A 25,923-nucleotide genomic window follows, 5' to 3' on the forward strand; every position below is an offset into this window, starting at 1 on the left:
TCAGAACATAGGCGGACTTAGACCCGGCCTGTTGCCGATGAGGCTTCCTTCTTCCCTGTTGCGCGCATTGTCTGTCGTGCCCAGCATCCGCATCATCGTGTTTTTCAGGAAAAGCCTGAAGTCCAGATCAATGGCGGCATAGGCAAGCGCAAGTCCCACATGGGCCATGAAGACGGGGTTGAAATTCAGCTCTTCAAATTGATAGCCGATAATGACGCCGATTGCCGAATAGGCGAAAAAGCCGATTTTCCGTTTCCGGAAAATTGCATAAAAAAGCGCGAAGGCGCTCATGATGCAAAATCCCAACCCGGAAGCATAGGCGGTGGCCATGAAGCCATTATGTGGCGTGCCGATCCTCGATATCCGCGCAAGTTCTTCATATCGCGCGGTAAATCCTATGCCCAAAGGATGCTGGAACATGACCTGAAAGCCACCTGTGATCGTCTCCCACCGCTCATGCAAGTTGTTGCTGCTATTGCTGTCCTCGAGAAAACGTTTCGAAAAGGCCTGTTCCGCAAAGTCGAAAGCGCCGAGCGGCAAAACGGCGGCAATGGCGAGGGCGCACAAGGCAAAACCGAAATAGGTGCTGAGCAGCATTTTGACCGAAAAATTCCGGACGTAGAAATAGAGTCCGATGGCAAGGACGGCAAACACCCCCGAGCGGTTAAGCGTGAGGGTAAAGCTGGCAAGATATACGAGCAGAAACACGGCAAACAGCGCGGGGCGCTTGTGGCGTTCGGCGACATAGGCCACTGCTGCTCCGGCCAGCGCGAAGGCCGGTCCAGCCGTGTTGCCGACGGGCCAGATGCCGCCTGCCTTTTCGACACGCAAAAGTAGCGGGGTTATCTCACCTTTCGCCGCAAGCTCCAGCACGCCCGCCTCATCGAACATGAAGGACAATCCGAGGGAGGCGAGCTGGTCATGGATGACGATGTCCAGGAAAAGCAGGATCGTCACCGCTATGAAGCCCGCAAATATGCCCCAGCAGAACAGTTCGAGCAGGTTTTCCTTGAACAGCATATAGGCAAAGAACAGAAAATAGACCGCATAAAAATAGGTCATCGCCGTCGTATAAAACTCACCATCGCCACGCGCATCGGCAAAGAGCGCCGTGAGGACAAACAGCACCGTTAGCGGCAGAAGATAAAACAGGATGATCGAAGGCGTCAGGCAGCGAATGTAAAGCAGCGCGATGACGGGCAACGTCATCAGTACCAGCATATCGGTAATATTGAGGAAACGCAGGCCAATATTGCTGGTCGCTACATTGCATTGAATGAAGAAACCAATGGCGAAAACGAATGTCGCGAGAAAGATGCCGGGAATATTGATTGTCTTTAAAGGGTAAAGCGGCATAGCCAAAACAAAACCCGGTATAGCAGGTTGGCGCGATGCCGCACGATTTGCTCTTCTTTTCATCCGCGGTCTCTATCTTTTATGAGCGGATTTCGACTGTCCACAGGACAGCGCTACCGCGTGGCAATCAATATAATATGGCGACTATTAGTGGGCTCGATGACGTCGCCGCGCAAGATATTTTATCGTTTCGTCATGAGATCAGATTGCCTTTCGGCAAATCCCCTTCGACCGCGATGATGCGCTGAATGTGAACCGGTTCATTCGAAGTGGGCGCGCTGGTGCCGAATGCCGGAAGGATTCGCAGAAAGAAATTATACCCCGCCGGGTTGATATCGTGGTCTATGGCGATCCCGTTGGCGACCGCCCACATCCAGCCGCTATTGCCGGCGATGTTGGCACCTCCGAATTGCAGGGCGGAGCAAGCGATTGTCCGGATTGAGCCGCCGCTTTTCGTAACCAGAGTTATGTAGGGCAGACGCTGCTTCTCGTTGTTCTTGTAAAGTACAGCGAAAGAAACGGTCCTGCCTATCATCGCTATCGCTTCTGCATTGCGGAGGTAGCGCGTAAGCCCGGCGATCTGGCTGCCATTTGGATAGAGGGCGAGGCTGCTTTCGAAGGACGGGGAGAAGATGATTTCGGTGGCTTTGGTGGCGGAACCTGGTGAAGTCATGCCCCAGCCCGTCGGAACGGAACCAGTCCAATCGGTGAAATCGCCGTTGCCGATGAGATTGGCGGCGGGCAGCTTTGGCCAGCAAGGTGTCTGGAAGCTGTTATCGCGTGCCGATCCCAGATAGGAATCGAACAGGGTCCGGGCAACCAGCCGGGAGCCCGCCTCGTTCGGGTGAATATTGTCCCGATAAAGGGCGGCGTCCTTGCCCTTCGCCAGAAATGCGGCATGCGTATCCACCAGCGTGAGGTTCGGATGGGCTCGGGCCAGGTCGAGGATCGCCTGATAGACCTTGTCGTAACCCGTTCCATCCCGCCACGGGTTCTGAGTGGTGATGAGTTGCGGAGCATTTGGCCACTGCCATTCGGTCATTCCCAGCGGTCCGAGCAGGGTGGATCGTCCGGAGCTCAAAATGCCGCCGGGCGCTTCGAAGGTCTGCATATTGTGACCATGATGCATGATGCAGAGATCGGGGCGGGGAATCTTCAGCGCCGCTGCGCGCTGCTCCGCAAGCATGTAACCCGCCATGCCGCCGGGCAGCGTCGCAAGATAGAGCGTCAGCGTCGCTCCTTTGCCGGCGCGCAACGTAACCGGCGCTGCATAGGTTTTTGGCCCGGTGGCGGCGCTCGTCTCCCATTCCGCCCAGCGGTATAACACAACTGTCGTATCGTGCAGCTCGCCGAGCATCATCGCAAATTGCTGAAATGGTCCGGCTTCGGCATGGGCGGTGCTGTCGCCGTTCACGAAGATCGTGCCATTCTGGCCAGCCGCCAGACGGGCCCGCAAGGGCGAGAACGCTGTCAGGGAAAGACCGATGTCACCCATGTTTCGGGGACGTATGCCGAGCGTTAAGCCGATCATGCGACCACCTCTTCCGTTCGCGCCGTATATATGCATATGTTGTGTTCGGGCGGTGTCATCGTTCGTTCTCCTGGTCTGGCCTCAGAATAGTTCCGCCACGAGGCCCGGGGAAAAATGCCGGGAGCGAAACAGAAAACAGCGCACGGAAACGAGCGTTATGAATTTTTCTTCGATCTCGCTTGAAATGTAAAAATAGAATATTATTCTAATTATTATTGTTATTATGGAATTTTATTACGAATAAAGGTTTTGATGCTGGTGTTTTTATCTAGCGACGCGCGTTTCCACGCAGCTTTCGGTGAAGATATTCCTGTCGCTTCAGGGCAGGTTCGTTCTTTCCGCCGGCCGGCTATTCATGCCCGCAATCACAGACAGATGCATCGTGGGCCCTCTCATCCGGCAGGAGAGACACCATGACATCCGCTCTTTTCGTCAGCCATACCGGGGAGAAGGGCGGCGCCGAACTTTTTCTGACGGACCTCGTCAAGGCGGGCCCACACTCCTGGCGTGCCTGTTTTCTCAGCGGTGGTGCGGCCGCAGATGATCTCGTTGATGCGGGGCGGGCTCCAGTCATGCTGTCCGCCGGAGAAAAAATGCTGTCGATCCGCCGCGATGCGTCCTTTGGCGCCCTGTTGCGCGGAGCGGCCGACGTGATGGCGGTTGCCTGGCAATTGAGCCGGGAGGCGAGACACTATGATGTAATCTGCGCCAACTCGCAAAAGGCGCTTTTTGTCTGTGCCTTGGCCGCGAAGCTCAGCCGCCGGCCGCTCGTCTGGATTTTACACGATATCGTCACCGATCCGGCTTTCAGCGCCACCAACCGCCGCGCTTCGCTGGCATTTGCGCGCCTTTTCGCCAGGCTGGTTGCTGTCAATTCCGAAGAGACGGGCCGGGCTTTCATCGAGGCCGGCGGCGAGGCGGATAAGGTTCGCATCGTTTACAACGGCTTCGACCCGGCGAAAGCAAGGGTTTACGAGCCCGGTAAGGCCGCGCGGCTGCGTGCGGAACTGGGCCTTGGTCCGCAACCGCTTGTCGGCCTTTTTGGCCGGCTGAGCGAATGGAAGGGACAACATGTGTTTCTGGACGCGATTGCGGCGATGGAGGGCGTGCAGGCGGTCATCGTCGGCGGTGCGCTTTTCGGGCAGGAGGCCTATGAGGCGCGCATCCGCGAACAGGCATCCCGTCTCGGTCTCGACGGTCGCGTCCGTTTTCTCGGTTTCCGACCGGATGTGCCGGAACTGATGGCGGCGATGGATGTGGTTGCTCATACCTCGATTGTTGCCGAGCCCTTCGGCCGTGTGGTGGTGGAGGCCATGATGTGCGGGCGTCCGGTTGTCGCCACGCGCGGCGGCGGTGTTACCGAAATCATCCGTGACGGCGAAACCGGCCTTCTCGTGCCGCCGGGGGATGCATCGGCGCTGGCAGCGGCGATCGGCTGTGTCCTGTCGCAACCGGTTCTGGCGGAAAGGCTGGCGCAAAAGGGGCGGGAAGATGTGAGCCAGCGTTTCTCGCTGGAGGAAACCTGCCGCTCCGTTTCCGCGCTGCTGACGGAGGCGGCGTGAGGTTTCGCCCGGCGATCGACAGGAACAGGCAATGCCGGCAGGCGGAAGGGCCAGGATGCGCATTCTCGTAAACATGCCGAGCCAATATGGCGGCAAGGCCTCCGGTGTGGCCCGCGTGACCTTCAGTTTGCTGGAGCGGCTGCTGGAGCAGACGGGTGACGACTATGTTCTGCGCTCTCCCTGGACGCGGGCGCAACTGCCTGAAAACCTGCGCGACAGCCGGTTGCAGCTCATCGAGACTCCACGGCCGCGCGCCATGGTTTTCGATGTGGTGCGTCAGGCCGCGATGCTGCCTGCGCTCTGCCGCCGGCATGGCATCGATGTGCTTTTTAATGCCGATCCTTTCGGAAGTCCCCTCGGCGGCAAACGGCGCCTCACCCTTGTTCATGATCTTTATTTCAAAACCATTCCCGAACAGATCGGCTGGCGGGCGACCCTGACGACCGATTTCATCTTCAAGCTGATGATGGCCGGTTCGGATCAGGTCATCTGCGTATCCGAAGCGACGCGGAAGGATCTGGGGCGTTTTTACCCAGCCGCTGCCGATAAGAGCCTTACCATTCATTCCGACAGCACGCTGAATGTCGATCCCGGGGCTTTCGACACGGTGCCGCCTGTTCCCGGACGCTACATACTGGCGGTTGGAAACGCGACGTCCAATAAGAATTTTGCGCTCCTGGGCAAAGCCTTTGCCATACTCGGTAAAAAATGGCCGGATTTGCAAATCGTGCATGTCGGCCGCGACGAGGCGGAGGAAATCGCCGGCGCGCTGGACGATCCGGAATTGAAGGCCCGGCTGATCCGGCTTTCCGGCATAGATGACCGGCAACTGGCCGAACTTTATCGTCATGCAGCCTGCCTTTGCGTACCCTCCACCTATGAAGGCTTCTGCCTGCCGGTGCTGGAGGCTCAGCAGCTGGGATGCCCGGTCGTCTGCTCCAATCGTTCGGCAACACCGGAGATTGCCGGCGAAGGCGCCCTGATTTTCGATCCGTCGGATGCTCAAAGCCTTGTCGATACGCTTGAGCGACTTTTGGACAATCCGGAACTGGCAGAAAATCTCCGTCAGGCGGGTTATGAAAATCGCAAATTATATTCGTGGCGGAAGGCGGCGGAGAGCTACGCGCGGCTTTTCAAGCAAGGAGCCGCAGCCTGAGGAGGGACGCCGTCGTCAGGGTCATGCGGTCTTGCACACATCCGCATAGAGCTTTTCATAGGCCGCGACGACCCCTTCAGGCTCAACGCCTTGGCGAATTCGCTCCCGGGTTTCAGGTGTTTCCGCAAGCATGGCGGGATTGCGCATCGCCTCTGCCATGCGCGCGGCCAGTTCGGCGGCATTGCCCGGGGCGAACAGGCGTTCCGGCCTGTCCGCGCCGATCTGTTCGCCAACACCCGCAAGATTTGCGCCGATGATGGGTACGCCGCGCAGAATAGCTTCGGCAACGGTGCGGCCGAAGGCCTCCGGCCATAGGGGCGGCACGATGAGGCAATCTATGCCAGCGAAGAAACGATCAGGCTCCACATAGCCCGGAAATTCGACCGGTAGGCCGGCTGCCTTTTGCTGATAGGCCTCGATGCCATCAGGCGCACGGCCTGCCATGACCGTGCGCCAGCCCTGCGGTGGCAAAAGCCGCAACGCTTCGATCAACAAGTCAGCCCCTTTCGCCGCTTCGATGCGGCCCAGATAGCCGAAAACCAGCGGCTCGCCGGGCGCGCGGGCAATGCGCGGTTCTGGCGAATCTGGCGGTGAGATGGCGTTCCAGATCACCGTGCGGCGGTTTTCGGGAACATGGGTGAAAAAGCCGGCCCGCACGTGGCGTTCGACGATATCGCGACCAACGCCGGCGACAGCATCGACCGCGCATTGGCAACGGCGGTGGAGATAGGAAAAGGCACGGCATTTTTTGCTGCTGCCATCGCAGATATGCCCGTCATGAAACAGGGAGCCATTGGTGCACATGCTGGTGAAATCATGCAGCGAATGAACCAGCGGAACGCCGCGCTTGCGGATCATCGGCCAGATCAGCGGCGTCAGTTCCGATAGCGAATGGGTATTGACCACGTCCGGCCGGAAATCATCGATGACACGCGCAAGCCGGTGGACGAGGCGCGGATCCAGCTGCACGGCGATCTTGTAATATTTTCGCTTCCATTCCGGTTGTTGCCCCCAGTCGCCGATAAAGAACGGCGTGGTGTGCCCGAGGCGGTGAATGGTGAAACCGTCGCGTTGTTCCGCTGCCTGCTCTTCACGGGAGATGGTGGCCACTGCGATCGTGTGCCCCTTTTCCGCAAGTCCGCGCGCAAGGTCTTCCACGAATATTTCCGCACCGCCCACCCGATCCGGAGAAAACAGCGAGGTTATCTGCAATATCCGCATGCTCAAATTCCTGCGCCTTTAAGATCACGAAACCTGTTTTGCATCCGTAAAATTCGTTATTGCAGACGCAGCGGCGTTTGTACTGTCTGGTCTGAATGGCCCGGCGCCGGCATCGCAGCGTCTTCTGGAAATTGTCTCCGCCTTTTGCGACCCTCCCGCTCCATTCCGGGCGGGTTCAGGCAAAGCGTAACGACCGGGGCGAGGAAAACGGCATAGGCCATGGCAAAGCCTGGAATTTGCAGCGAAAAATCAAGCGTCGAATGCAGCAGGACGAGCAGCAGCGCGGCAAGCCCGAGATGAGAGGCATAACGATAATTTCTGCGTTTCAGTGCCCCGCGAATGAAAATCACCAGTTGGATGAGCGCAAAAAAAGCGAGATAAAACGGGAAGGCCGCTCCGAGTGTCAGCAATCCCTCGGCGTAGACATTGTGGGCATGGGTGACGACCGCATCCACCCCGCATCGCGCCACATGATAGGGCGCGTAGATTTCCGTAAAGCTTGCAAGGCCCGACCCCTGCGGCCAATTGTCGGCGATGGCGCGCGCGATACCCGGCATGTAGCAGAAGCGCATGTCGTCTTCCAAACGTGTTTCCATGCGAAGCGCCACCCGGCTGGCGAAAAGCGCGAAGAGGGCGATGGCGATTGCGATCAGGAGCGCGGCACGACGTCTCGTCCCGCGCTGCCTGCGCCGGCTGGAGGCCCCATTGCGGCCGGTTCTGGCGGGAGAGTTGAACACAATCAGCAAGATCAGCAAAATCAACGCTGCGAGGCTTGAACCAATGCCGGCACGCGATCCCGTCAACATCAACGCGATGAAACAAAAGCCCGCGAGGACGCCGAGAAAAGCGGCCCGGCGAATGAGCTGTTTCTGCTCCGCCGGCACGGTGAGGCGATTTGCCACGAGCGCCTTTACTCTCGCCCAATCCGGAGCGAGGAGGCTTTTGTGCAATAATGCGGCGAGCGTGAGAAGGATGAGACCGAAGAAGGTCGCGGCGGTATTGCGGTTGATAAAAAGGCCGGTGAGGCTGCCGAGATAGAAACGCTTCTGGATGAAGCCGAGAGCTTCGGGGAAAAGCACGAATTGCACGATGGAAAACAGCGCGAGCCAGCCACCGGCGATTGCAAACCATCGCAGCGTCTTCGCCGCACGCTCGTCGCTATCGAAAAGCACGAGGCCGGCCATGAAGGCGCCGAAGGGCAGGGCGGCGCTCATGAGGCCGAGCCGGTCATCCGCAGGTGTCAGTGAGATTGTGGCGGCTGGCGCAGTCTGCATGAACATGGCGGCGGTGGACCATGCCGGATTGGCGCGCGCGATGCCGGGTATGGAGGATGCCTGCAACAACACCTGAACGATGAGCGCTCCCAACAAAAGGCAGGCTGCCGCGAGTACCTTGCCCGCACCGGCCTTCGGAGGTCCGAACAGGAGGATTGCTGGCACCAGCAGGAGATAGATCGCGGCCGTGACGACGATGCGACTTTCGATTTCCGTTGCGCCCCTGTTGAGAAGCGCCAGCAAAAATATTGCCCAGAATGCGATTATTGCGACCGGCCGGGCATAGTCCCGAACCGCCACCAGTGGGGGCTGCGAGGAGGAGAGCGGTTCTGATCGGGCTTCGGTGAGCGACATATCTTTGGGCTTTGTCGGAATTGTTTGTGGTGGCTATGCCGCGAATATGGACGAGGCTCAGCCGTTTCATCGTTTCAGATCATGACAGCGGCGCAGGGCGTTTTGTGTCTGCCGACGGTGGCTTTGGGCAGACTTCCGCCAGGGTCCATCGCAGGATTTCTCCCTGCCTGCCGCAGACGATGGCCGTATCCGTCTCGCGGGCCGCCTCGGCCTCGGGCAAGGTGTTCTTCGGAAACTGCTGCCACATCGCGAAACGCCCACGGATCAGATTGGCATCGGCAGGCCCATAGAGCTGGGAGAAGTTCATCAGCACGGCGACTTCCATGGGCGAGGCGTTGCGCAGCGAACGAACCATGGCAAGACGCAGCCAGACATCGCCATTTGCGGGAAAACAAAAGAGCGAATGGCGAATAAAGGTCTCGGCAAAACCGAGACGCGCCACGCTGGAATTGGATGCCGGATCGACACCATTTGCATCGAGATCGGCTAGAACGAGCCTTAGTCCGGCTTTGACGATATCCGAACGGCAGATTTTTTCGCTAACGATGGGCTGAAGTTCAGGGACCGTTTCCGCAAGGAGATCAGGCGCGAGGCCATTATTATCGTCGGCGATCCGCGCCAATGCGACAATATCGGAAAAACGCCGGCTTTGCGAAAAGGCCTGCGCGGCGACGGACAGGACAAAGATGGAAATGACGAGGACCGGCACGACCGCGAGGATTTTCCGCAGGCGCATCACGCTGTCACGCCTGGTCATGGTAATATCGTGTATAGCGCGAATGATAATATTCGCTCGAACCATAGGCGCGGTAAAGCTTCAGCTTTTCGGTGTCCACCTTGTTGAGGATGACGCCGAGGCACTTCTTGCGGATATGAACCTCATTCTCCACCGTGTTTCGCACCGCCCTGCGGGCGGTTTTGCCCCATTCGGTGACGAAGATGAAACCGTCTATCCGCCCCGCCATGGCGCGGGCATCGACCACCGGCCCGAGCGGGGGCAGGTCGACGATGATATAGTCGAAAGCATTGCTCGCTTCGGCCAGGAGCTTGTGCATTTGCGCCGAGGTCAGCAGTTCCGAGGAATGAGGGACACGCTGTTTGACCACCGTGGGCAGGAAAGCGAGACGTGTCTTTTCGTCACGAAGCAGCACATCCTGGACGCTGCGGCCCTCCAGCAATACTTCGAGCAGGCCCTCGTTCGCGTGACGCGCCATGGCGCGCGTGGCGCCGGGATTGCGAATATCGGCATCCAGCAACAGGACCCGCGCACCCTGACCGGCGAGCAGTTGAGCCAGATTGATGGAGATCGTGGATTTCCCTTCGCTCGGCAAGGCCGAGACGACACCGACAATCCGCGCCCCGCTTTTGGCTGGAATGCCGAGATCGATGGCAAGCCTGGTGCTGCGCAGGGTTTCGGCGAAGGAGGAGAGCGGATGGTCGACCGCGTAGCGCGCAACGCTGGTGGGGCGCGTCAGGGCCGGATGGCCGCCTTCCTGATCTTCCACTATGGCCTTGTTGTTCTGGATGAGAGGGGTATTGCCGAGGAATTCCAGCCCGAGAACGTCTCGAACCTGTTCCCCGGTGCGGAAAAAACGATCCCGGAATTCGCGGAACACGGCAATGCCGCCGCCGGCTGCGGCGCCCATGATCATGAACAGGGCCAAAATCATGGTTTTATTCGGCTTGCTCGGAATTCTGGGCGGCATCGCCTTGGAAATCACGCGCGCTTCCGTCACGGGGAAGGATTGCTGCTGCATCGCTTCCTGATATCGCTGCAGGAAGGTCTGGTACATATTCTTGTAGGTTTCGGCCTCGCGCTGCAATTCGCGCAGCTGAACCTGTGTCTCGCTGGCCGAGTTGCTGATGTCGGTCGCCTTGGCGACACTTTCGGCGAGCGATTTTTCCCTTGCTTCGGAGACTTCCAGATCGCTTTTGTAACTTTGCGCGATGCGGCTGATTTCCTGGAACATCAACCGCCGGTATTCCTGCATTTCATTGCGCAGACGCACCGCCTGAATGTGGTTGCTGCCGAGCCTGCTGGTAATTTCCGCCTCGGTCTTTGAGGCTTCGAGATATTTTTTGCGCAGATCGTTGGCGACCGAGCTGTCGAGAATATCGGTAACGACCGCATCGACATCGTCGGTGGCGAGAATATGTTCGATGCGTTGCACCCGCGCCCGCGCCCTGGCCGTTTCCGACTGCGCCAAAATCAGCGCGCTGTTGGATTCCGCCAGCTGCTGATCGGAGAGCAGGCCGTCATTGCCGGTCGAGATCAGATTATGTTCGGCGCGAAACTTTTGCACGGCCAGATCGGTTTCGAGCGCCCGCTGGCGCAACTCGGCAATACGGTCGGACAACCAGTCGCTGGCCCGCCGCGTCGCCTCGTATTTGGAATTCAGCTTGTCCACCAGATAGGCCGAGGCCACGGCGTTGACGATCTGCGCCGCGAGAACCGGCGATGTCGAATTATAGGTGAGTTCCAGCGCGTAGGTTCGGCCGATGCGCTTGACGCTGAGGCCGTTGAGCAGCTGGTCCGACAGCGATCTCTTCAGGGTTCCATCGTCAACCACCGCCTCTTTTTTCTTCGCTGGCGAGAACCATTGCGAAACATTGACGAGCGAGCGGACGGTGCCGAATATCGAGCTTAGAAGCGACGCACGCGTTGCCCTGAATTCCTGATTTTCCGTTAGGTTGAGACTATCGACAACGGCAAGCCCGATGGTTTCCGATTGCAGGACCTCTACCTGGCTGAGAATGGAAGCTTCATCCTCTATGACGCCGCCGATCGTCGAAAGCTGTTCGACAATCTGGCTGTTGTTGCGGTCGATCAGCAGGGTCGCCGTCGCCGAATAGATCGGAACGGCCGTTGCGGCAAAAGCGAGGCCGATTGCCCCGGCGACTGCGACGGCGGCGAGCACGATGCGCCACTGCCGGCGGATCATCGCAAGAACGGCGTCGATATCGATAAATTCGGCCGTCAGCCCGCTTTTATCGTAGTCAGCCATCGTCAGGGGATCGTGCCTTTGTAACAACTGTCAGCCTCGCTCTTTTCGGCGGGCGCAGGGCCCGCCAAGTCACGGTTGCATCACAGAACTGGCGGCAGCCTTCCTCACGGGAAAGGCGATAAAGCCAAACTCAAACGGGACTTGTGCTGACAGGCGTGGTGGTGCTGCCGGTCGAGAAGAAATTATTGATCGTGGTGAAGGACGTGCCGCTGCCACCTGTCGTTGCGCCACTGCTGCCGCCGCCGCCTACGGGTGCACTGCCGCCACCCGCCTGAGCGGTTCCATCTGCGGCGCCTGCCGTTCCCGAGCCGCCGATGCTGTTGGCGTTTGCCGGCGAGGAACCGGCGCCACCGATCGGCGAGGCCGCCGCTGCGGCAGCCGCAGGGGCGGCCGGACCGGCAGCCGTTCCCTCGATATTCTCGCTAAAGGCGATCAGCAGATCGGCGGGCACGTTGGCGCCCTTTGTCTGCAACTGGATGGCGGCTGCGAGTATCGTATTGCCGTTCCTCATCGCGGTGGCGTGGGCAAGCGCCAGACCTTCTCCGACGACTTCGGAAAAGTCCTTGTTGCCGACCTTCTGGGCCAGTGCGACGATGGTGGGCAACTGGCCGGAGTCACTCAGGATGAGGGCGGACAGCTGTTCGGAGAACTGCGCCGCGCTGGTGGAAACGGCGATGATCGGAAACCCGCTCGTCACTTTTCCGGTTACGTCGGCCGTTGCCGCATCCGTGCTGGACGCGATGGTGACCAGATCCCTGATCATCCCCTGCGTCGGAGACTGCTTGAACAGTTCCGCTGCGGCAATCGAAACCGTGTCCGGATTGGTGGTGTTGACGCGGCTCAGAAATGCAGCGGTGGTTTCATCGGCGGCCTTGACGGGCGCGCCCGTTGCAGCGCTCTCAACCGAGGGCGCCTGTTGCGGTGCGGTTTCCACGTTCTGTGCGTTTGCGACAGCGGAAAAGAGACCCATGCTGGCAATAAACATCGCACCAACGAGCATCGAGCCGTTACGAATGCGGGGCATCCAACTCTCCAAATCTTTTAAAATACGACTTTAAATACATCCAATGCCGGGCAAGGTTACCCAACATCTAAAATTTCTTTTTAAATCGCACAGCCCAAGCAAAGGATCAAGCGCTAAAATAAACCTGTGGCGGAAACCCTCAGCTATTGTTAACGGCCGCCCTTGCCTTTCTCCGGTTTGTTCATGACACGGCGACTTTCCGTGGCGATGTTATCAGCCGGTCACGCAGCCAGATATTGGCCGGCGTTTCGACAAGGACGTGGAAGGTGTGGGCTATGGCGACGGTGCTGACGACGATGACGAGATAAACGAGGTTGCTCCACTCGGGCGGGAACGTGACGCCGCCGAGCGCAATCTTGAAGCCCCGAAAAATAAACGGGTGCAGCAGGTAAAGCGCATAGGACGAATCGCCGAGTTTTGCCAGCGGCCGTGCGAAACGGGGCAGGGAGATGTTTCTGGTCAAGGTCGCCGCCGCCATCAGCAAAATCGCGCCGCCGCCGAAAACCAGCAGCCGCGAAAAGGAATAACAGCCGGGATCGCACTGGAATCCGATCCTGCTCAGATCGGTCAGCATCCAGATCGCCAAGCCGCACAGGGCCGTTGCAAGCCCGAGCAGGGACGGCAAGCGAACGCCTCGCAGGAAGAGGACAGCAATGAACATGCCTGCGACGAATTCGAGAATGATCGGCTGGAACCAGAAGCTGAACGGCAGGCCGAGATCGAAGGCGGAGCCGATCATGACGGCGGCAAACAGCACGCCGGCTGTCGTGAATACCGCCCGCTCCAGCGGCAGGAAGATGAACGCTGCGAAAACGATGTAAAAGAACATCTCGTAATTCAGCGTCCAGCCGAGATCGATCAGCGGAAACGGATAGGCGTCGCCATAACCCATGCTGTCATAGGGAATAAACAGGTAGGAGGTGAGGATCGACTGTAACGGCGGAAAGGCCTTCGCACTGATAATGGTCACGCTAGCGGCCATGGCAAGCCGCAGGGTCAGCACAAACCAGTAAAGCGGGACGATGCGCAGGAACCGGCGCAGCAGAAACGCGGAACGACCGCCTGTTGCGGCGAAATAGGGTCGGGATGCATAAACGATGACAAAGCCGGAAATGACGAAAAACAGGTCAACACCGCCGCCAAGCCGCAGCAGATGCAGTGGGAAAAGCGTGAATTGCCAGTTCACGTCCGCGTGCAGCGCAACGATCATGGTTGCCGCAACGGCGCGCATCACCTGAAGAACATCAAGACGTTGCGCCCCGGCAGCTGGCGCTTCTTTAAAGTTTTTCATCATCGTCAATCTATAAAAATAAAGATATATTTAGTATTATATTGCGGCCGCTCTCACGGGGCCAGAAGTCCAGTATTCAAGCAGGCTATCATGCAATGGACAGACGCGATACACACAATTTTGCGGTGCGACATTTCCTCCGCGCCATTCAGAAAACTTCCAGAACCGTAAGCTGGTCGCTGACCGAAAGCCGGTATTGTCCGCTTTCCTGCGTGATTGTCTGCTGGCTAACGGAGCCGTCATCGCGGAAACGGTGTGCGATAACCTGACTATGCTGGCTGGCCACCGAAAATGTCGCAACCCGTTCGACGGGCGGGTTTTCGATGCGGGCCGGCCATTGCCAGCCGGAAATTCCAAGCCAGACAGGCACGAGCAAAGCACCGTCCGGTCTTGTAAGGTGAAGGGATAATCTTTGGGAATCGGCAGTGAGGAAATCGAGCCGTCGTTCCTCCGCTTCGGTTTGCCGTTCTGCCCTGCAGAGGGAAAGAAGGGCGCGAACGGCCTCGTAAGCCGGGGTGCGGCTCAGATCGTGGCGCAGGAGGCCGAAGGAGGATTCCGGGTTTGTCTCATCGGCGGCGAAGCTTGAAACCATTTCATAGATGTAGGACCGGCGGATACCGCTGATGAAGCACCAGAGCAGCATGCGCGGCATATAGCGCGCCTTGATGCCTTCTGTGACGGGGAAATGAAATGTCTTGGTTTGCAGCGAGGTATGGTAGCCCATTTCCGTGGCGAGCACCGGCCTGCCGGCCGCTATATGCGCCGAAGCGGCGATGGATTTCGAGAGTGCCCCCGGACCCGTGGTTTCGGGGTGCTCCATCCCGGCATAAGCGTGGATATTGCCGTAGTCGCAGGCATTTTTCAGGTCCAGCGCCAGCGCTCTGTTCGACAGGACATAGCTTGGCGCCGCAATGGGCACCGCATTCAGGCGCGGAACCGAGCGGATGGTGTCGTGCAGTGCCGCCTGATGCTCCGCCGAAATACGCGGAGCATTTTGCGGATCCTTCGTCAGGTTCGGTTCATTGCTGCCCTCGAAAATATCGATACCCGCGTCGCACCAGTTGTAGAAATCCGCCAGCCTGTCGAGCGGCGTGGAAACGTAAGGGTTGAGATTGTCGTAACAGATGATGGTGAGGCGAACGCCCGCCGCCACGATCCGGCGCAGCCGCCGAAAGACGGGGCTGTCGCGATTGTCTCTCGCGGTGATGAGCCCGTCATCGCGCAAATGCCGGACGCCAAGTGCTTCGAGTTCGGGCACGATCCGGTCGAACTGTTCCGGATAGATGCCCGTGGGGCGGGTGAAGTGGCCGCACACCCCTACGCTGTCCAGAAAGGCTTCGGTACCGGCCGAAGCAACCGTCTGCGCCCGTGCGGGAATGGCGTGCAAACCGGAGGCGGCGACCAATGCAAGCGGCGCGGCTGAAAGCAGGTTGCGCCGTGTCAGGCTGCCCATGGCTATCGGCGTTTTTCCATTCATCTGCGCCTCCTGGCATGTCCGGAGAAAATATAAGCAAGACGTCATCACATGGACGTCGCCGTTTAAATGGCGATGATGTCTCTCAACACGTCGAGATCAGAATGTCCTGGAAGTTTTCGGCATCTACAATTGCCCTGAAATCCATGTGTTTGAAATAAAACAGATATTATCAACTGGAATATAATCACGAGCTGCAATGCAACCGATTTCCCCCGATCGCCTGCACTTTAAAGTGGCTAAACCGTAACACGAGACCGGTTCTTTTCGCAACACCGCATGGCTTTTGCCGCGCCGCGAAAAAAATCACTTGAAATAGCGTCGATTCCCGTGCTTTTTGAAAAGTAGATTTTGGTAATTCATATTTTCAAACATTAGTTCTGCTCCGGCTCTTTTATTTTTGCAGATGTCTCACTGGTCTCCTGGAATGAAGGGAGACGAACGAGCCCGGGATGGACGCCATAGATTTTCGATGAAGGAAAACAGAGCGTATCCGCATGAGAATTCTCCATCTTAGCAGCCTTTATCCGCCGCATATCGTTGGTGGATGCGAACGCTCGGTCGAACATCTCGCCGAGGAACTCGTTTCCATGGGACATACGGTCGGCGCCGCCTGTATCGAGCGGCAGGCCGAACCGAAAACCATGCGCAACGGCGTCACCGTCTACCGCATGTTCCACAATAACGATTTCTGGCTCGAGGACTGGCCGCAATATTCGCCGCAGCAGCGGCGCATGCAGAAGCTCAAGCAGCAATGGAATTTCGACGTCGAAAAGCAGTTCGAGGCCGTTCTCGACGATTTCAAACCTGACGTTCTCAACACCCACTCGCTTCTGGATGTGACGACGCTGGTGTGGCGGGCGGCGCATAAGCGCGGCATTCCGATCGTTCACACGATCTGCGAATATGATCTCCTGTGCGGCAACGCCGCCATGTTCAAGGGCGGCAAGCCCTGCGAGCACATCCATCTCGGCTGCCAGGCGGTGAATTTCACCAAGAAATTCACCCAGCGTTATATCGGCGCTGTCGCAAGCGTCGGCACGGAAATCCTCAAGACGCATGTCAATCACGGGCTTTTCCACCACATTCCGGAAAGCCTGCGCCGCGTCATCTTTTATTCCTGCACGGTTCCAGAGGGCGATCCCGTCGCCCGCCGGCAGATCGACCGCACAGGCCGGCCGCTGACCTTCGGTTATATCGGCCGTATCAATACGGAAAAAGGCGTCGGCAACATGGTCGATGCCTTCAAGGAAATCGGTCACGGCAACTGGCGCTGTCTGGTCGCCGGCCATGCGATGGACGATTCCATCGAACGTTTCACGGCTCAGGCCGGCGATCTGCCGATCGAATTCGTCGGCTGGGCGAAACCGAAGGAGTTTCTCGAAGAGATCGACGTGCTCATCGTTCCTTCCTTCTGGGCGGAGCCTTCGCCACGCACGATCTACGAGGCTTATGCCATGGGCGTGCCGGTCATCGGCGCAGCCTCCGGCGGCATTCCGGAGCTGATTGGCGAGACCAACCATGACTGGCTGTTCGAGCCGGGCAACGCCACCGACCTCGCCGCCCGTATCCGCCGCGTGCTGACGCTCTCGCGCGAAGAATTGCCGACGGAAGCGGATTTCGGAAACATCGTTGAGGAATCCACCTCGCGTCGGGTCGGCGAAAACTATGTGAAACTCTATGAGGACGTCCTGACGCGCTACAGGCAAAGCCGAACCCTGCGTGCATCTTAACCGGCAACGGACCCGTTCCGTCGCAGCGGTTTTCTTCGAAGGAGAGAGCATATGGTGGGAAGCAATAAAGGCAGCCTCCGCTTTCACGGCCTGGGCGTCGACTGTTTTGCGGTCGCCACGCCGGGTGATTTGACACGGCCGGTTTTACAGGTGGTGGATTGATGTCCGAAGCTACGTCGATAGGCAATGCTGCCCTGAAAGGCGTGTTCTGGTCCATCGTCCAGAACTGGGGCGGCAAGCTTTTCACCTCCATTCTCTTCATCGTTCTGGCCCGTTTCCTCAGCCCTACCGATTACGGCATGGTCGCTACCGCCGGGCTGGTGCTGATGCTGATCCAGATGGTGTCGGAGTTCGGATTCGCGGATGCGGTCGTGCAGAGACGCAACCTGGAGCCCGGCGACGTCAATCTGCCCTTTTATGCCTCGGTTGCGGTTGCGACGCTGCTGGCCATTGCCGTCTGCGTGTTTTCTCCGGAACTGGAACGCTGGTTCGAGGTCGACGGGCTGGCGCCGGTCATCGTGGCGATCTGCATCTTGCTGCCGCTGAACACGGCTTCGATGTTTCAGGAGGTGAATTATCGCCGCGCACTGGCTTTCAAGCCGCTGGCAATCAGAACCTTCATATCGAACATCGTCGGCGGCGGCGTGGCGATTGTTTTCGCGATCATGGGCATGGGCGTCTGGAGCCTCGTCGTGCAGACCTATGTCGCCACCATCGTCACGCTGATCTGGCTCTGGCGAAAGCCGCACTGGCTGCCGGGCGCCACTCTCAATCCCGGCACTTTCGTCGAACTGCTTCGCTTCGGTTCGTCGGCGCTCGGCCTTCGTATTGTCGATTTCGCGGCCACGCGCCTGATCGATTTCATGATCCTGGGACGCTATGGCGTGGCCGTCTTCGGACTCTACACTGTTGGCAGCAGGCTCTATCAACTTCTGATGCAATTGCTCCAGTCGGCACTTTATGATGTGTCGCTGACAGTGCTTTCGCGCGTCTCGCACGAGCGCGAACGCATGGCGGAACTTTACAAGCAGTTGATCGCAATATCCGCAATTGTCTCGACACCAGCCTTCGTGCTTTTTGCGGCATTGACGCCGGAGATTTGCCGCGTTTTGTTTGGGGCGCAGTGGCAAGGAGCAGATGAGATCGCGAGACCCCTGCTGCTTCTCGGTGCGTTACAATGTGTACAATTTCAAAACGGCCCGTTTCTCTCCGCACGCGGCAGCCCGAACAAGGTATTGATTGCCGGCGCCGTCAAATCGATTGCCACAATTCTGATGATTGTCTTCATACCGACAAGCAGTATCGATGAACTCGTTATTGTTTACGTATTTGGCCAGCTTGCTTCCACGCCCTTTACGTTCTTTTATGTTTCGCGTGAATTGGGCGTGTCGCTCCGAACAATAATGTCTCTGCTTCTGCCGAGTTTTGCCGCCAGCGGTCTTTGCTTTGTCATCGTTCAATGGATGCGTCCTGAAATTGCCGCCCTCAGTTTAGGCGATTTCATGTCTGCAATACTGCTCGGATCCATTTTTATCTTAACTTATTTTTTGCTCATAGCGCTGGTTGCCCGAACGCAGGCGCGGTCGGCCGTTCTTTTCGTCACGAGCAAGGTACTCCCACGGAAGGAAGTGAATGCGTAAGCTCATAAAAAAAATCATCCCCGCACCGCTGCATCGTGAATGGGTGAAGTACAATGAAAGCCGCAATCAGGATGTTGCCATTCGTCACTTCTTTCACACGCTGCAGGAGCAAAAGCGACGGATAAAAAAACTCGCCGCTGGGGATCATATAAATCGGGTTCTGATTGTCGCCTGCGATCCCTATTCCGTTTTTGGCTCTATCGGCGACGATGCCATGATCACCGCGACAGTTCAGCATGCTCGCGCAAGAAATCCTGATGTCGAAGTCGATATATTGGTCGAGGGAACAGGGGCTTCGGATTTGGTTCGTCAGAGGGGATTTAATCCTGTCGATCTCTTTGGCGAAGTTGATTTTTCCGGAGCGCTTCTTAACCACTTTGAAGCGCGGCGATACGATTGCGTCGTAGTGGTTGGGGCAGATGTGATGGATGGATATTATCATCCATTGGTCAGCGCAAAACTCCTGGCAAGTGCTGATTTGGCTGCGGCTGCCGGGATAAAAAATGTCATCCTTGGTTTCAGCTTCAACCAAGCGCCTCATCCCGCTCTGGCCATGTTTTATAGCGCCCTTCATCCCAATGTCTCAATTAATGTGCGCGATCCGGTTTCCTTCAACCGCCTGCAATCCTTCGCCAGGACAAACGCGGTACTGGTTGCCGATTCGGCGTTTAGCCTTGTTGCCTCAGAACCGGATGAAGACACCGTCTCCTGGATCAAGCGGAAACGTGATGAGGGATACCGGGTGATGGGCTTCAACCTGCATCCCATGCTGTTCAAAAATGCTGACAGCAGCCAGGTCGATACCATCATCAAGCGTGGAGCCGAGGCATTGCACTTTGTGGCGGATGCACGACCGGTCTGCTGGCTGCTTATGCCGCATGATTACCGGGAGGGTTTCGGCGACCAATTTTGCCTTCAGGCGATTGCCGGGCAGGTTCCAGATTCACTGGCAGATAGGGTTCGATATCTGAACGGCAAGTGGTCCGCGTCCGTTCTCAAGGGCATTGCGGCGCAACTGGATGGAATTGTCAGTGGGCGCATGCATCTCGCCATAGCAGGGCTGGGTAAAGGCGTTCCGGTCATATGTATCGCCTATCAGGGGAAATTCGAAGGACTATACCAGCATTTCGCCCTATCTTCGTCGGAACTGCTCGCTCCCTCGGCCTTCTATAGCGATGACGGTATCAGGAATGCTTTGATGGAGTTCGTTGACAATGTTGATGACCTCCGCGAGCAGGTCCAGCGGAAATTGCCTGATGTTCTCAGCCTGTCAAAAAACAATTTTCAGATTTTCGAGTCTTTTCCAAAACAGAATCAATCGTTCTCATGAAAGTTGCTTTCGTCTCAGCCATTCCCGCCGTTCCTGCGTCCGAGGGTAATCGCAGCCGGATTCTCCAGCTGACGCGTGCCGTTCGCAGCCTGGGACATGAGGTGCATTTCGTCTATGTTGATACCCCGATTGCCGCCGATTTCGATCCGGCCGCGCATGAAGCGGAATTCGGTTCCGGACGCCTGCATTTCGTATCACGGCAGCGGAGCCGTTTTAAAACACGGCTTATCGGGGATTTGGGTTTCGAAGCTGAAGTGATCGCGTTTCGAGCTGTTCGAAAGGTCCACCGCCTTCTCGGCCGCGACGGCGCCTTCTACAACCATCTGGACGAGTTCTATTACCCGGAAATCGGCCGGCAGGTTCGGGACCTTCAGCGCCGGCTTGGCATCGATGCCGTCATTGTCGAATATGCCTTTCATTCGCGGGCGTTCCTGGGGTTGCCGAAGGGTGTGCTGCGTATTCTCGACACTCATGATTCCTTCGCCGACCGACACAAGGCTTTCATCAATACCGCGAACAAATATGGATACTGGTTCTCCGTTCCGCCGGCGGTGGAGAGCAAGGCCTTCCGCCGTGCGGATGTGGTTGTCGCCATTCAGGAGGAAGAGGAGCGGGCGTTCAGGCAGCGGCTGGGGGTAGAGCCGCCGGTTGTTGCGACCGTCAGCCATATTCTCCATCTCGGTGGAAGGGTGGAAGACTTAACACCGAGCGACTTCTTGTTCCTTGGTTCCGGCAATGACGCCAATATCATTTCCCTGAAAGGGTTCCTGCAAAACGTCATGCCGCTGGTCAGGGCTGCCCGGCCGGATATTCGTCTGGTTCTGGCGGGCGGCATATGCGGCAAGATCGAAGACGGGGAGGGCATTCTCAAGCTCGGTCGCGTGGATAATCTGAAGGACGCCTTCGCGCGCGCGCCGCTCTCCATCAATCCCATCACGCTCGGAACAGGCATCAATATAAAATTGCTCGATGCCCTGGCTGCCGGTGTTCCCACGATCAGCACCCGGACAGGTGTGAGGGGGCTTTCGGAACGATACCGGCGCGGCGTGGTCATTGTGGAGGATAATGACCATCGGGCTTTCGCCAACGCGATCCTGCAGCTCGCCTCCAGCCGCGATCAGCGGCAGGAGTTGGGAAACAGGGCGTTTGAGGATGCCGTTGAATGGAATCGCCAGCAAATGGCGGTCCTCGACGATATTCTGAGTGGCAGGCGAGTTCGTTGAAACCAGACCTTGATGCCGCTATCGGGCCTTTTCTTGGTCGTGCGGTTGGGGCGGCTTTGGGCGTTCGAGTGATCAGGGAAGACCGGATAGTTTTCTCAGGTCGCTATTGATGCGTGATTGCCAGCCCTTGCCCATGGCTTTGTAGTGCTCCACCAAATCAGGATCGAGACGGATCGTAACCGGCGTTTTCGGCGCATCCGTCTTTGGTCTGCCACGGCGCGCAATCTCCCCATCAATACTCTTGGCAAGGTCAGGGAAAACCGCCCCGAACGGTTTGGCTTGCGCCATCTCTTTATCGGTGGCTTCGGGGGCGTCCGGATCGGACGCTATCATTTTCTGAATCTCGGCTTCTTCCTTATTGGTAAGCGGGCGTTTCGAAGAAAACTTTACGGGCATGAGAGCCTCCTTTCCCTGGTGCTGGCTGGCCGCATGGAAATGACGGACAGGGCCTGCGAACCTAGCGGGCTGAACACCACCGCAATGATGATGCGACCCTGAAACTCACCTATAGCCATAAAGCGGTCTTCCTTGGCGGGAAGAACGATAGAGCCTGCAAAGAACTCAATCGTCAGATCGGCAAAATCGAGGCCATGTTTCTCGATATTCGTCAGCCGCTTCGTTTCGTCATAAGTGATTTGCATATTATGTACGTACAATAAATGAGCGACGTATGCAAGATTTTTGTAAGTACAAAAATGCCTGGGTTAGCCTATCAGGTGCAAGCCCGCATCCGAAAGCCTGAGAACGGTAAGCCTGCCCGTGGTGAATGCACCCGTGTCGATGCCGATCCGGTGCGGGCCGGTTTCCGGTTCGGTGACCGGCGTGTGGCCATGGATGACGATGAGGTCCAGCCCGGCCCCCTGCGACAGGAACGGCTCCCTGATCCAGAGCATGTCCTCATCGGTCTGCGCCTCCAGCGGCAATCCCGGTCTCAAGCCGGCATGCACGAAAATATAGGGTCCTATCCGGGCGTAGATCGGCAGGCTGGATAAAAGCTGGCGGTGGGTCTGCGGAATTGCGCCGAGCAGGGCGTCCCTGAATGGCTGCAGTCTCAGGCGGCCCTTTTGCAGGAAATAGTCGATATCGACGCCGTAGGATAAAAGCGTCTGGCGGCCGCCAAAGTCCAGCCAGTGCATATTCTGCTGCGGATTTTCGAGAAAATCATGGAAGAGCTGCTCATGGTTACCGCAAAGCGCAATACGGCGCAGCGGCGCGGGCGGCGGTTGCAGCAAATGGTCGAGAACGCCACGGGAATCGCGCCCGCGATCGACATAGTCACCGAGGAGAACGACCAGCGCGGGTGAGGGGTCGGGTCCCAGATCGGCAAGGATTTTTCGCTCCGCCTGCAACAGCAGGTCGAGGCTGCCATGCACGTCGCCAATGGCATAGATCGCGAAGGAGGCCGACTTGTCGCCAAGGTCAATTCTGCGCCGCCTCCGGTCGTCGCGGGAGGCTGGTTGTTTACGACCGCGAATCCAGTTGAGCACCTTGGGCATAGCTGCCGATACTGTCTCTCCCGCACAAGGTCAAGAGCGTTGAAGGCGGCTGTCACATCACCCGTCAAAGCTGCGTTGACGCGCCAATTCTGTGGGGAAAGAATACCCGCTTTGATGGTCGAAAGATACGTTGCCTTAAACCGGCAATCGAAATGCCTGCCGTCCGAAAGGGCGGCTTCAGCCTGAAACCGTGTTCTAGAGTTTCAGCCAGACACGCGGGTCCTCGTGCGACTGGATCTTGATCCATTTCAGATCCACCGCTTTCCACGGCTTGACGACATTGGTGCGGTTATCCAGCACCAGATCGCCCTGGCTGGTGCTGACGACCAGAACGGCATGTCCTATGCCATCCGTCGTGCGGGCTGTGGCGATGCGCAGGGCGCCCGAAGGCCAGCCGGCGCGCAGGAGGCGTTGCCGCTTGGTCACCGCAAAATCTTCACAGTCGCCGCTTGCCGGGTTCAGTTTCCAGTCGTCTTCGCCATCCTGCTCCCCGACATAGCTTATCGAGGTGTTGATCTCGGCGTTGATGCGCTGGAGTTCCGTGCGCTTCTGCTTGCTCAGTTCCACCGTATCGCGGTCGCCAATCCGGAGGCACTGGTCGGCGGCGCTTTCACAGAATTTCGCAAAGGCAATGGGTGCGATGGTGGGACGGCTCGTGGTCATGAACTGGCCGGGCCGCGATGCGCCGGGCTTCTGGGCAAGGCCACCGAGCTGGACGGCTGATGCCGTTGTCGCAATACCTGCCGCCACGCCGGCAGCGACGGCAAAAATCTTTGCCAGACGGATTGTTCTCTTCGCCATGTCCTTGCCCCTGCACAATTGTCTTGTCTTGTGCCTGGCACCATAGCGACCCATTCTTGCGGGCCGTTTAAGTCGATAGATTGCATTTTAATGAAATCTAATTTTGTGCCGGCGCGCTGAAAACAGCCGGAAAACCGGGTTCGTGCTCACCGGCAGCGGGTTCTGCCCTCGGTGTCGACAATACAGGTTTGCTGCGGGACAGCCCGCCTGAGTTCACGCCGGGTATCGGGGGAGGCGCGACTGGCCGGCGGCCGGTCGTAATTCCGGTAAACTTCGAAATTGCGCCCGCCGATCGTTCCCTGCGCCCCGCCGCGGCCATCCGGCGTCACTTCGAAATTCTGATACTGCTGGGCATGGGCGCTCGCGGAAAGGCAGATCATGGCGGTCAGGACGCCGGCCGCCAGGCCGCCCCGCAATGCTGCCGCTTGCTGCCTGCCCAACCTCATGACCGTTCCTCCATTGACGGAAAGGATGAACGCCGCCGCCGCACATTTGCCATCCCCGGCGCGCATTGATTTTCCAGTCGTCCGTCGGGGGTAATCATATCACCGATAGTGCATCCGGTGTGAGAAGGATTTGTGCCCGGCAAAGGCCCGAATCGCCTTCCTGCAGCATCGGCCAGCGGTGTCACAACGCCAGGAGGTGTCACCGTGCCGCTTGATCGTCAGGAATGCGAAAAAGGCCATTTTACGGCTCAAAAATTAAGCTCTTCGCCGCTGCATTTATAGGCTTCACAATCCTGTAACAACGGACCTAATATACAAGTGCAGATGCCGAATCGCTCAGGAGAAGCCCTTGACGATTGCAGTTTCACCACAGGCCCTGCCGGCGCTCGTTCTGAACGCAGACTACAGGCCACTGAGTTATTATCCCTTGTCGTTATGGTCCTGGCAGGACGCGATCAAGGCCGTCTTTCTAGACCGTGTGAACATCATCGCAGAATATGATCACGCGGTGTCGTCCCCCAGCTTTTCCATGCGGCTGCCGAGCGTCGTCAGCCTCAAGACCTATGTGCAGCCCACCCGCAACCCCGCCTTCACCCGCTTCAACGTTTTCCTTCGGGACAAGTTCGAATGCCAGTATTGCGGCACGCGGGACGAATTGACCTTCGACCATGTGATTCCCCGCGCGCATGGCGGTGAAACCACCTGGCACAATGTCGTTGCGGCGTGCTCTCCCTGCAACCTTAAAAAAGGCAGCAAGCTTCCCAAGCAGGCGGGCATGTTCCCGGCGCAGAAGCCCTTCCAGCCGACGGTTCAGGATCTGCACAATAACGGGCGGCTGTTCCCGCCCAATTATCTGCACGAAAGCTGGATGGACTATCTTTACTGGGATACCGAACTGCAGCCTTGATCTTTTGAGGACTGCAACGCGGTTTTCCGCTTACCGGCTTTTACGGCTCGCGCCAAAAAAGGCGACTGCCGCAAGTGCAACGCTTGCGATGACATTCCAGCCCGCAAAGGAAAGGCCGAGCACCCGCAAGGCAGCGTCGTTGCAGGAAGGTGCCTTGATGGCGTTCAGATTGCCCAGCAGATCGCCGGCATTGGTGGTGATGGAAGGCGCCCCGGTGGCGCAGGTGATCGGCCCTTCCCAGAAACCCCATTCCACACCGGCATGATAAACGCCGAGCCCGGCGCCGATCAGCATTGCCACGCCGATAAGGGCAAGCAGCAGCCGGGTGATCTGGACCGGCAATTTGAAGATGCTGGTCGCAATGGCCAATATGCCCAGCGGAATGGCGTAATAATAGGGATCGCGCTGCAAGAGGCAGAGAGCGCAGGGCGTATAACCGCCAATATGCTGGAAACCGAGGGCGGAGCCGACGGTGAAGATCATTCCCGCCGTGACGCCGAGAGCGGCGAGCGTGCGGCTATTGTCGGCGGTGGTCGCATTGGCCATGTTGTTTTCCTCAAACTTCGCGAAGAAGCAGATATCCCGGACGGGCTTTCAAAAAGGCGGGCGTGATGGCGAAATTAAGTCGCCGGTCCTCACGGGGTGTAACGGGATTCGTCTAATCCAGTCCGCTGCGTCTGGCAAATGAAAGCCTGGTAATACTCGGGGGGTGCGCAAGCAAAGTTTCGTGAGTTTGTCGGCGGCGTGAGGCCATTAGAGAATTCACTGGCACGTGCGGGGCAAAGCCTAGAGAAATCAATGCGCTTTTGGAAATGGTACCCCAAGCCGGGATCGAACCAGCACTCCTTTCGGAACCGCATTTTGAGTGCGGCGCGTCTACCAATTCCGCCATTGGGGCAACGGTGGTAATGCCACGGCGTCTATCATGCTCAAGGCCATGCGTGCAACCCCAAAGCTGACTTATCCTTTTGAATTGCGCGTGTTTGCGCGCGCGGTTTTCCGTCTTTTCCGGGCCGCCGATCAAAATGGTGCAGAGGGTGGCTGTGCCGGATCGCGACACCTGCAGTTGCGGCATTAGGGTAATATTAGGCACCTCTAA

At 57.9% G+C, this 25,923-nt stretch carries 22 protein-coding genes and 1 tRNA gene; 7 read left to right on the top strand and 16 right to left on the bottom strand.

The window, feature by feature from the left end:
* Positions 1 to 1,419, bottom strand: coding sequence for an O-antigen ligase family protein (locus O3W47_RS07625; protein WP_162936849.1), 1,419 nt, complete (start codon positions 1,417 to 1,419; stop codon positions 1 to 3).
* A 130-nt stretch (positions 1,420 to 1,549) separates the two neighbouring features.
* The gene (locus O3W47_RS07630) at positions 1,550 to 2,887 is read right to left on the bottom strand and encodes an SGNH/GDSL hydrolase family protein (protein WP_269313380.1); all 1,338 of its coding nucleotides are present in this window, start codon (positions 2,885 to 2,887) and stop codon (positions 1,550 to 1,552) included.
* 413 nt (positions 2,888 to 3,300) lie between these two features.
* Between O3W47_RS07630 and O3W47_RS07635 the strand changes: the two genes are divergently transcribed.
* On the top strand, positions 3,301 to 4,449 hold the full coding sequence (locus tag O3W47_RS07635; RefSeq protein ID WP_269313381.1) for a glycosyltransferase family 4 protein: 1,149 nt from the start codon (positions 3,301 to 3,303) through the stop codon (positions 4,447 to 4,449).
* A gap of 55 nt (positions 4,450 to 4,504) precedes the next feature.
* Positions 4,505 to 5,605 carry a glycosyltransferase family 4 protein gene (locus O3W47_RS07640; protein ID WP_269313382.1) on the top strand — a complete coding sequence of 367 codons (1,101 nt, stop codon included), beginning with the start codon at positions 4,505 to 4,507 and terminating at the stop codon, positions 5,603 to 5,605.
* 21 nt (positions 5,606 to 5,626) lie between these two features.
* Here O3W47_RS07640 and O3W47_RS07645 read toward each other — a convergent pair whose 3' ends face one another.
* From O3W47_RS07645 to O3W47_RS07675, 7 genes are all read right to left on the bottom strand, one after another.
* Positions 5,627 to 6,826, bottom strand: a complete 1,200-nt coding sequence (locus O3W47_RS07645; RefSeq protein WP_269313383.1) for a glycosyltransferase family 4 protein — start codon at positions 6,824 to 6,826, stop codon at positions 5,627 to 5,629.
* A 56-nt stretch (positions 6,827 to 6,882) separates the two neighbouring features.
* The gene (locus tag O3W47_RS07650) at positions 6,883 to 8,454 is read right to left on the bottom strand and encodes an O-antigen ligase family protein (RefSeq protein ID WP_137453782.1); all 1,572 of its coding nucleotides are present in this window, start codon (positions 8,452 to 8,454) and stop codon (positions 6,883 to 6,885) included.
* A gap of 79 nt (positions 8,455 to 8,533) precedes the next feature.
* Complete coding sequence (locus O3W47_RS07655) at positions 8,534 to 9,211, bottom strand: hypothetical protein (RefSeq protein WP_162936847.1); 678 nt, start codon at positions 9,209 to 9,211, stop codon at positions 8,534 to 8,536.
* Positions 9,198 to 11,459 carry a polysaccharide biosynthesis tyrosine autokinase gene (locus O3W47_RS07660; RefSeq protein ID WP_269313384.1) on the bottom strand — a complete coding sequence of 754 codons (2,262 nt, stop codon included), beginning with the start codon at positions 11,457 to 11,459 and terminating at the stop codon, positions 9,198 to 9,200. Before O3W47_RS07660 ends, O3W47_RS07655 begins: the two co-directional genes overlap by 14 nt.
* A 130-nt stretch (positions 11,460 to 11,589) precedes the next feature.
* Positions 11,590 to 12,483, bottom strand: a complete 894-nt coding sequence (locus O3W47_RS07665; protein WP_137453783.1) for a hypothetical protein — start codon at positions 12,481 to 12,483, stop codon at positions 11,590 to 11,592.
* Positions 12,484 to 12,664: 181 nt separating this feature from the next.
* On the bottom strand, positions 12,665 to 13,777 hold the full coding sequence (locus tag O3W47_RS07670; RefSeq protein WP_269313385.1) for an acyltransferase family protein: 1,113 nt from the start codon (positions 13,775 to 13,777) through the stop codon (positions 12,665 to 12,667).
* A 145-nt stretch (positions 13,778 to 13,922) separates the two neighbouring features.
* Positions 13,923 to 15,251: a hypothetical protein gene (locus O3W47_RS07675; protein ID WP_269313386.1), complete on the bottom strand. Its 1,329-nt coding sequence runs from the start codon at positions 15,249 to 15,251 to the stop codon at positions 13,923 to 13,925.
* 494 nt (positions 15,252 to 15,745) lie between these two features.
* On the opposite strand from O3W47_RS07675, the gene O3W47_RS07680 reads away from it, so the two are divergent.
* The 4 genes from O3W47_RS07680 (at position 15,746) to O3W47_RS07695 (ending at position 21,174) form a co-directional block, all read left to right on the top strand.
* Entirely contained in the window at positions 15,746 to 16,981 is a 1,236-nt protein-coding gene (locus O3W47_RS07680; protein WP_137004941.1) for a glycosyltransferase family 4 protein, read from the top strand.
* Positions 16,982 to 17,142: 161 nt separating this feature from the next.
* Positions 17,143 to 18,621, top strand: coding sequence for a lipopolysaccharide biosynthesis protein (locus O3W47_RS07685; RefSeq protein ID WP_331283554.1), 1,479 nt, complete (start codon positions 17,143 to 17,145; stop codon positions 18,619 to 18,621).
* Positions 18,614 to 19,951, top strand: a complete 1,338-nt coding sequence (locus O3W47_RS07690; protein WP_269313388.1) for a polysaccharide pyruvyl transferase family protein — start codon at positions 18,614 to 18,616, stop codon at positions 19,949 to 19,951. Before O3W47_RS07685 ends, O3W47_RS07690 begins: the two co-directional genes overlap by 8 nt.
* The gene (locus O3W47_RS07695) at positions 19,948 to 21,174 is read left to right on the top strand and encodes a glycosyltransferase family 4 protein (protein WP_269313389.1); all 1,227 of its coding nucleotides are present in this window, start codon (positions 19,948 to 19,950) and stop codon (positions 21,172 to 21,174) included. The genes O3W47_RS07690 and O3W47_RS07695 overlap by 4 nt, the downstream gene beginning before the upstream one ends.
* A 72-nt stretch (positions 21,175 to 21,246) precedes the next feature.
* On the opposite strand, the gene O3W47_RS07700 is transcribed toward O3W47_RS07695, so the two are convergent.
* From O3W47_RS07700 to O3W47_RS07720, 5 genes are all read right to left on the bottom strand, one after another.
* Positions 21,247 to 21,570: a BrnA antitoxin family protein gene (locus O3W47_RS07700; protein ID WP_269313390.1), complete on the bottom strand. Its 324-nt coding sequence runs from the start codon at positions 21,568 to 21,570 to the stop codon at positions 21,247 to 21,249.
* Positions 21,561 to 21,815: a BrnT family toxin gene (locus tag O3W47_RS07705; RefSeq protein ID WP_003520889.1), complete on the bottom strand. Its 255-nt coding sequence runs from the start codon at positions 21,813 to 21,815 to the stop codon at positions 21,561 to 21,563. The genes O3W47_RS07700 and O3W47_RS07705 overlap by 10 nt, the downstream gene beginning before the upstream one ends.
* Positions 21,816 to 21,878: 63 nt before the next feature.
* Complete coding sequence (locus tag O3W47_RS07710; protein WP_269313391.1) at positions 21,879 to 22,670, bottom strand: metallophosphoesterase family protein; 792 nt, start codon at positions 22,668 to 22,670, stop codon at positions 21,879 to 21,881.
* Between the two features lie 195 nt (positions 22,671 to 22,865).
* Positions 22,866 to 23,471 (bottom strand): transglutaminase-like cysteine peptidase, encoded by a 606-nt coding sequence (locus O3W47_RS07715; RefSeq protein ID WP_080819306.1) that lies wholly within the window; start codon positions 23,469 to 23,471, stop codon positions 22,866 to 22,868.
* A gap of 146 nt (positions 23,472 to 23,617) precedes the next feature.
* Positions 23,618 to 23,983 carry a hypothetical protein gene (locus O3W47_RS07720; RefSeq protein ID WP_269313392.1) on the bottom strand — a complete coding sequence of 122 codons (366 nt, stop codon included), beginning with the start codon at positions 23,981 to 23,983 and terminating at the stop codon, positions 23,618 to 23,620.
* A gap of 283 nt (positions 23,984 to 24,266) precedes the next feature.
* On the opposite strand from O3W47_RS07720, the gene O3W47_RS07725 reads away from it, so the two are divergent.
* Positions 24,267 to 24,824, top strand: a complete 558-nt coding sequence (locus tag O3W47_RS07725) for an HNH endonuclease (RefSeq protein ID WP_003585610.1) — start codon at positions 24,267 to 24,269, stop codon at positions 24,822 to 24,824.
* Positions 24,825 to 24,854: 30 nt separating this feature from the next.
* On the opposite strand, the gene O3W47_RS07730 is transcribed toward O3W47_RS07725, so the two are convergent.
* Positions 24,855 to 25,370 (bottom strand): disulfide bond formation protein B, encoded by a 516-nt coding sequence (locus O3W47_RS07730; RefSeq protein WP_035264342.1) that lies wholly within the window; start codon positions 25,368 to 25,370, stop codon positions 24,855 to 24,857.
* A 267-nt stretch (positions 25,371 to 25,637) separates the two neighbouring features.
* Positions 25,638 to 25,722 (bottom strand) — tRNA-Leu (locus O3W47_RS07735).
* Between the last annotated feature and the right edge of the window lie 201 nt (positions 25,723 to 25,923).

Origin of the sequence: Agrobacterium sp. LMR679 (assembly GCF_027157905.1) — a bacterium.
In the GTDB taxonomy this organism is placed as follows: Bacteria; Pseudomonadota; Alphaproteobacteria; order Rhizobiales; family Rhizobiaceae; genus Agrobacterium; species Agrobacterium leguminum.

Coding starts and splice junctions, on each gene's coding strand:
- O3W47_RS07670 (WP_269313385.1), bottom strand. CDS start 13,777: ATGATGAAAAACTTTAAAGAAGCGCCAGCTGCCGGGGCGCAACGTCTT.
- O3W47_RS07695 (WP_269313389.1), top strand. CDS start 19,948: ATGAAAGTTGCTTTCGTCTCAGCCATTCCCGCCGTTCCTGCGTCCGAG.
- O3W47_RS07700 (WP_269313390.1), bottom strand. CDS start 21,570: ATGCCCGTAAAGTTTTCTTCGAAACGCCCGCTTACCAATAAGGAAGAA.
- O3W47_RS07680 (WP_137004941.1), top strand. CDS start 15,746: ATGAGAATTCTCCATCTTAGCAGCCTTTATCCGCCGCATATCGTTGGT.
- O3W47_RS07720 (WP_269313392.1), bottom strand. CDS start 23,983: ATGCGCGCCGGGGATGGCAAATGTGCGGCGGCGGCGTTCATCCTTTCC.
- O3W47_RS07665 (WP_137453783.1), bottom strand. CDS start 12,483: ATGCCCCGCATTCGTAACGGCTCGATGCTCGTTGGTGCGATGTTTATT.
- O3W47_RS07640 (WP_269313382.1), top strand. CDS start 4,505: ATGCGCATTCTCGTAAACATGCCGAGCCAATATGGCGGCAAGGCCTCC.
- O3W47_RS07635 (WP_269313381.1), top strand. CDS start 3,301: ATGACATCCGCTCTTTTCGTCAGCCATACCGGGGAGAAGGGCGGCGCC.
- O3W47_RS07650 (WP_137453782.1), bottom strand. CDS start 8,454: ATGTCGCTCACCGAAGCCCGATCAGAACCGCTCTCCTCCTCGCAGCCC.
- O3W47_RS07730 (WP_035264342.1), bottom strand. CDS start 25,370: ATGGCCAATGCGACCACCGCCGACAATAGCCGCACGCTCGCCGCTCTC.
- O3W47_RS07685 (WP_331283554.1), top strand. CDS start 17,143: ATGTCCGAAGCTACGTCGATAGGCAATGCTGCCCTGAAAGGCGTGTTC.
- O3W47_RS07655 (WP_162936847.1), bottom strand. CDS start 9,211: ATGACCAGGCGTGACAGCGTGATGCGCCTGCGGAAAATCCTCGCGGTC.
- O3W47_RS07705 (WP_003520889.1), bottom strand. CDS start 21,815: ATGCAAATCACTTATGACGAAACGAAGCGGCTGACGAATATCGAGAAA.
- O3W47_RS07630 (WP_269313380.1), bottom strand. CDS start 2,887: ATGATCGGCTTAACGCTCGGCATACGTCCCCGAAACATGGGTGACATC.
- O3W47_RS07625 (WP_162936849.1), bottom strand. CDS start 1,419: ATGAAAAGAAGAGCAAATCGTGCGGCATCGCGCCAACCTGCTATACCG.
- O3W47_RS07675 (WP_269313386.1), bottom strand. CDS start 15,251: ATGAATGGAAAAACGCCGATAGCCATGGGCAGCCTGACACGGCGCAAC.
- O3W47_RS07710 (WP_269313391.1), bottom strand. CDS start 22,670: ATGCCCAAGGTGCTCAACTGGATTCGCGGTCGTAAACAACCAGCCTCC.
- O3W47_RS07690 (WP_269313388.1), top strand. CDS start 18,614: ATGCGTAAGCTCATAAAAAAAATCATCCCCGCACCGCTGCATCGTGAA.
- O3W47_RS07645 (WP_269313383.1), bottom strand. CDS start 6,826: ATGCGGATATTGCAGATAACCTCGCTGTTTTCTCCGGATCGGGTGGGC.
- O3W47_RS07715 (WP_080819306.1), bottom strand. CDS start 23,471: ATGGCGAAGAGAACAATCCGTCTGGCAAAGATTTTTGCCGTCGCTGCC.
- O3W47_RS07660 (WP_269313384.1), bottom strand. CDS start 11,459: ATGGCTGACTACGATAAAAGCGGGCTGACGGCCGAATTTATCGATATC.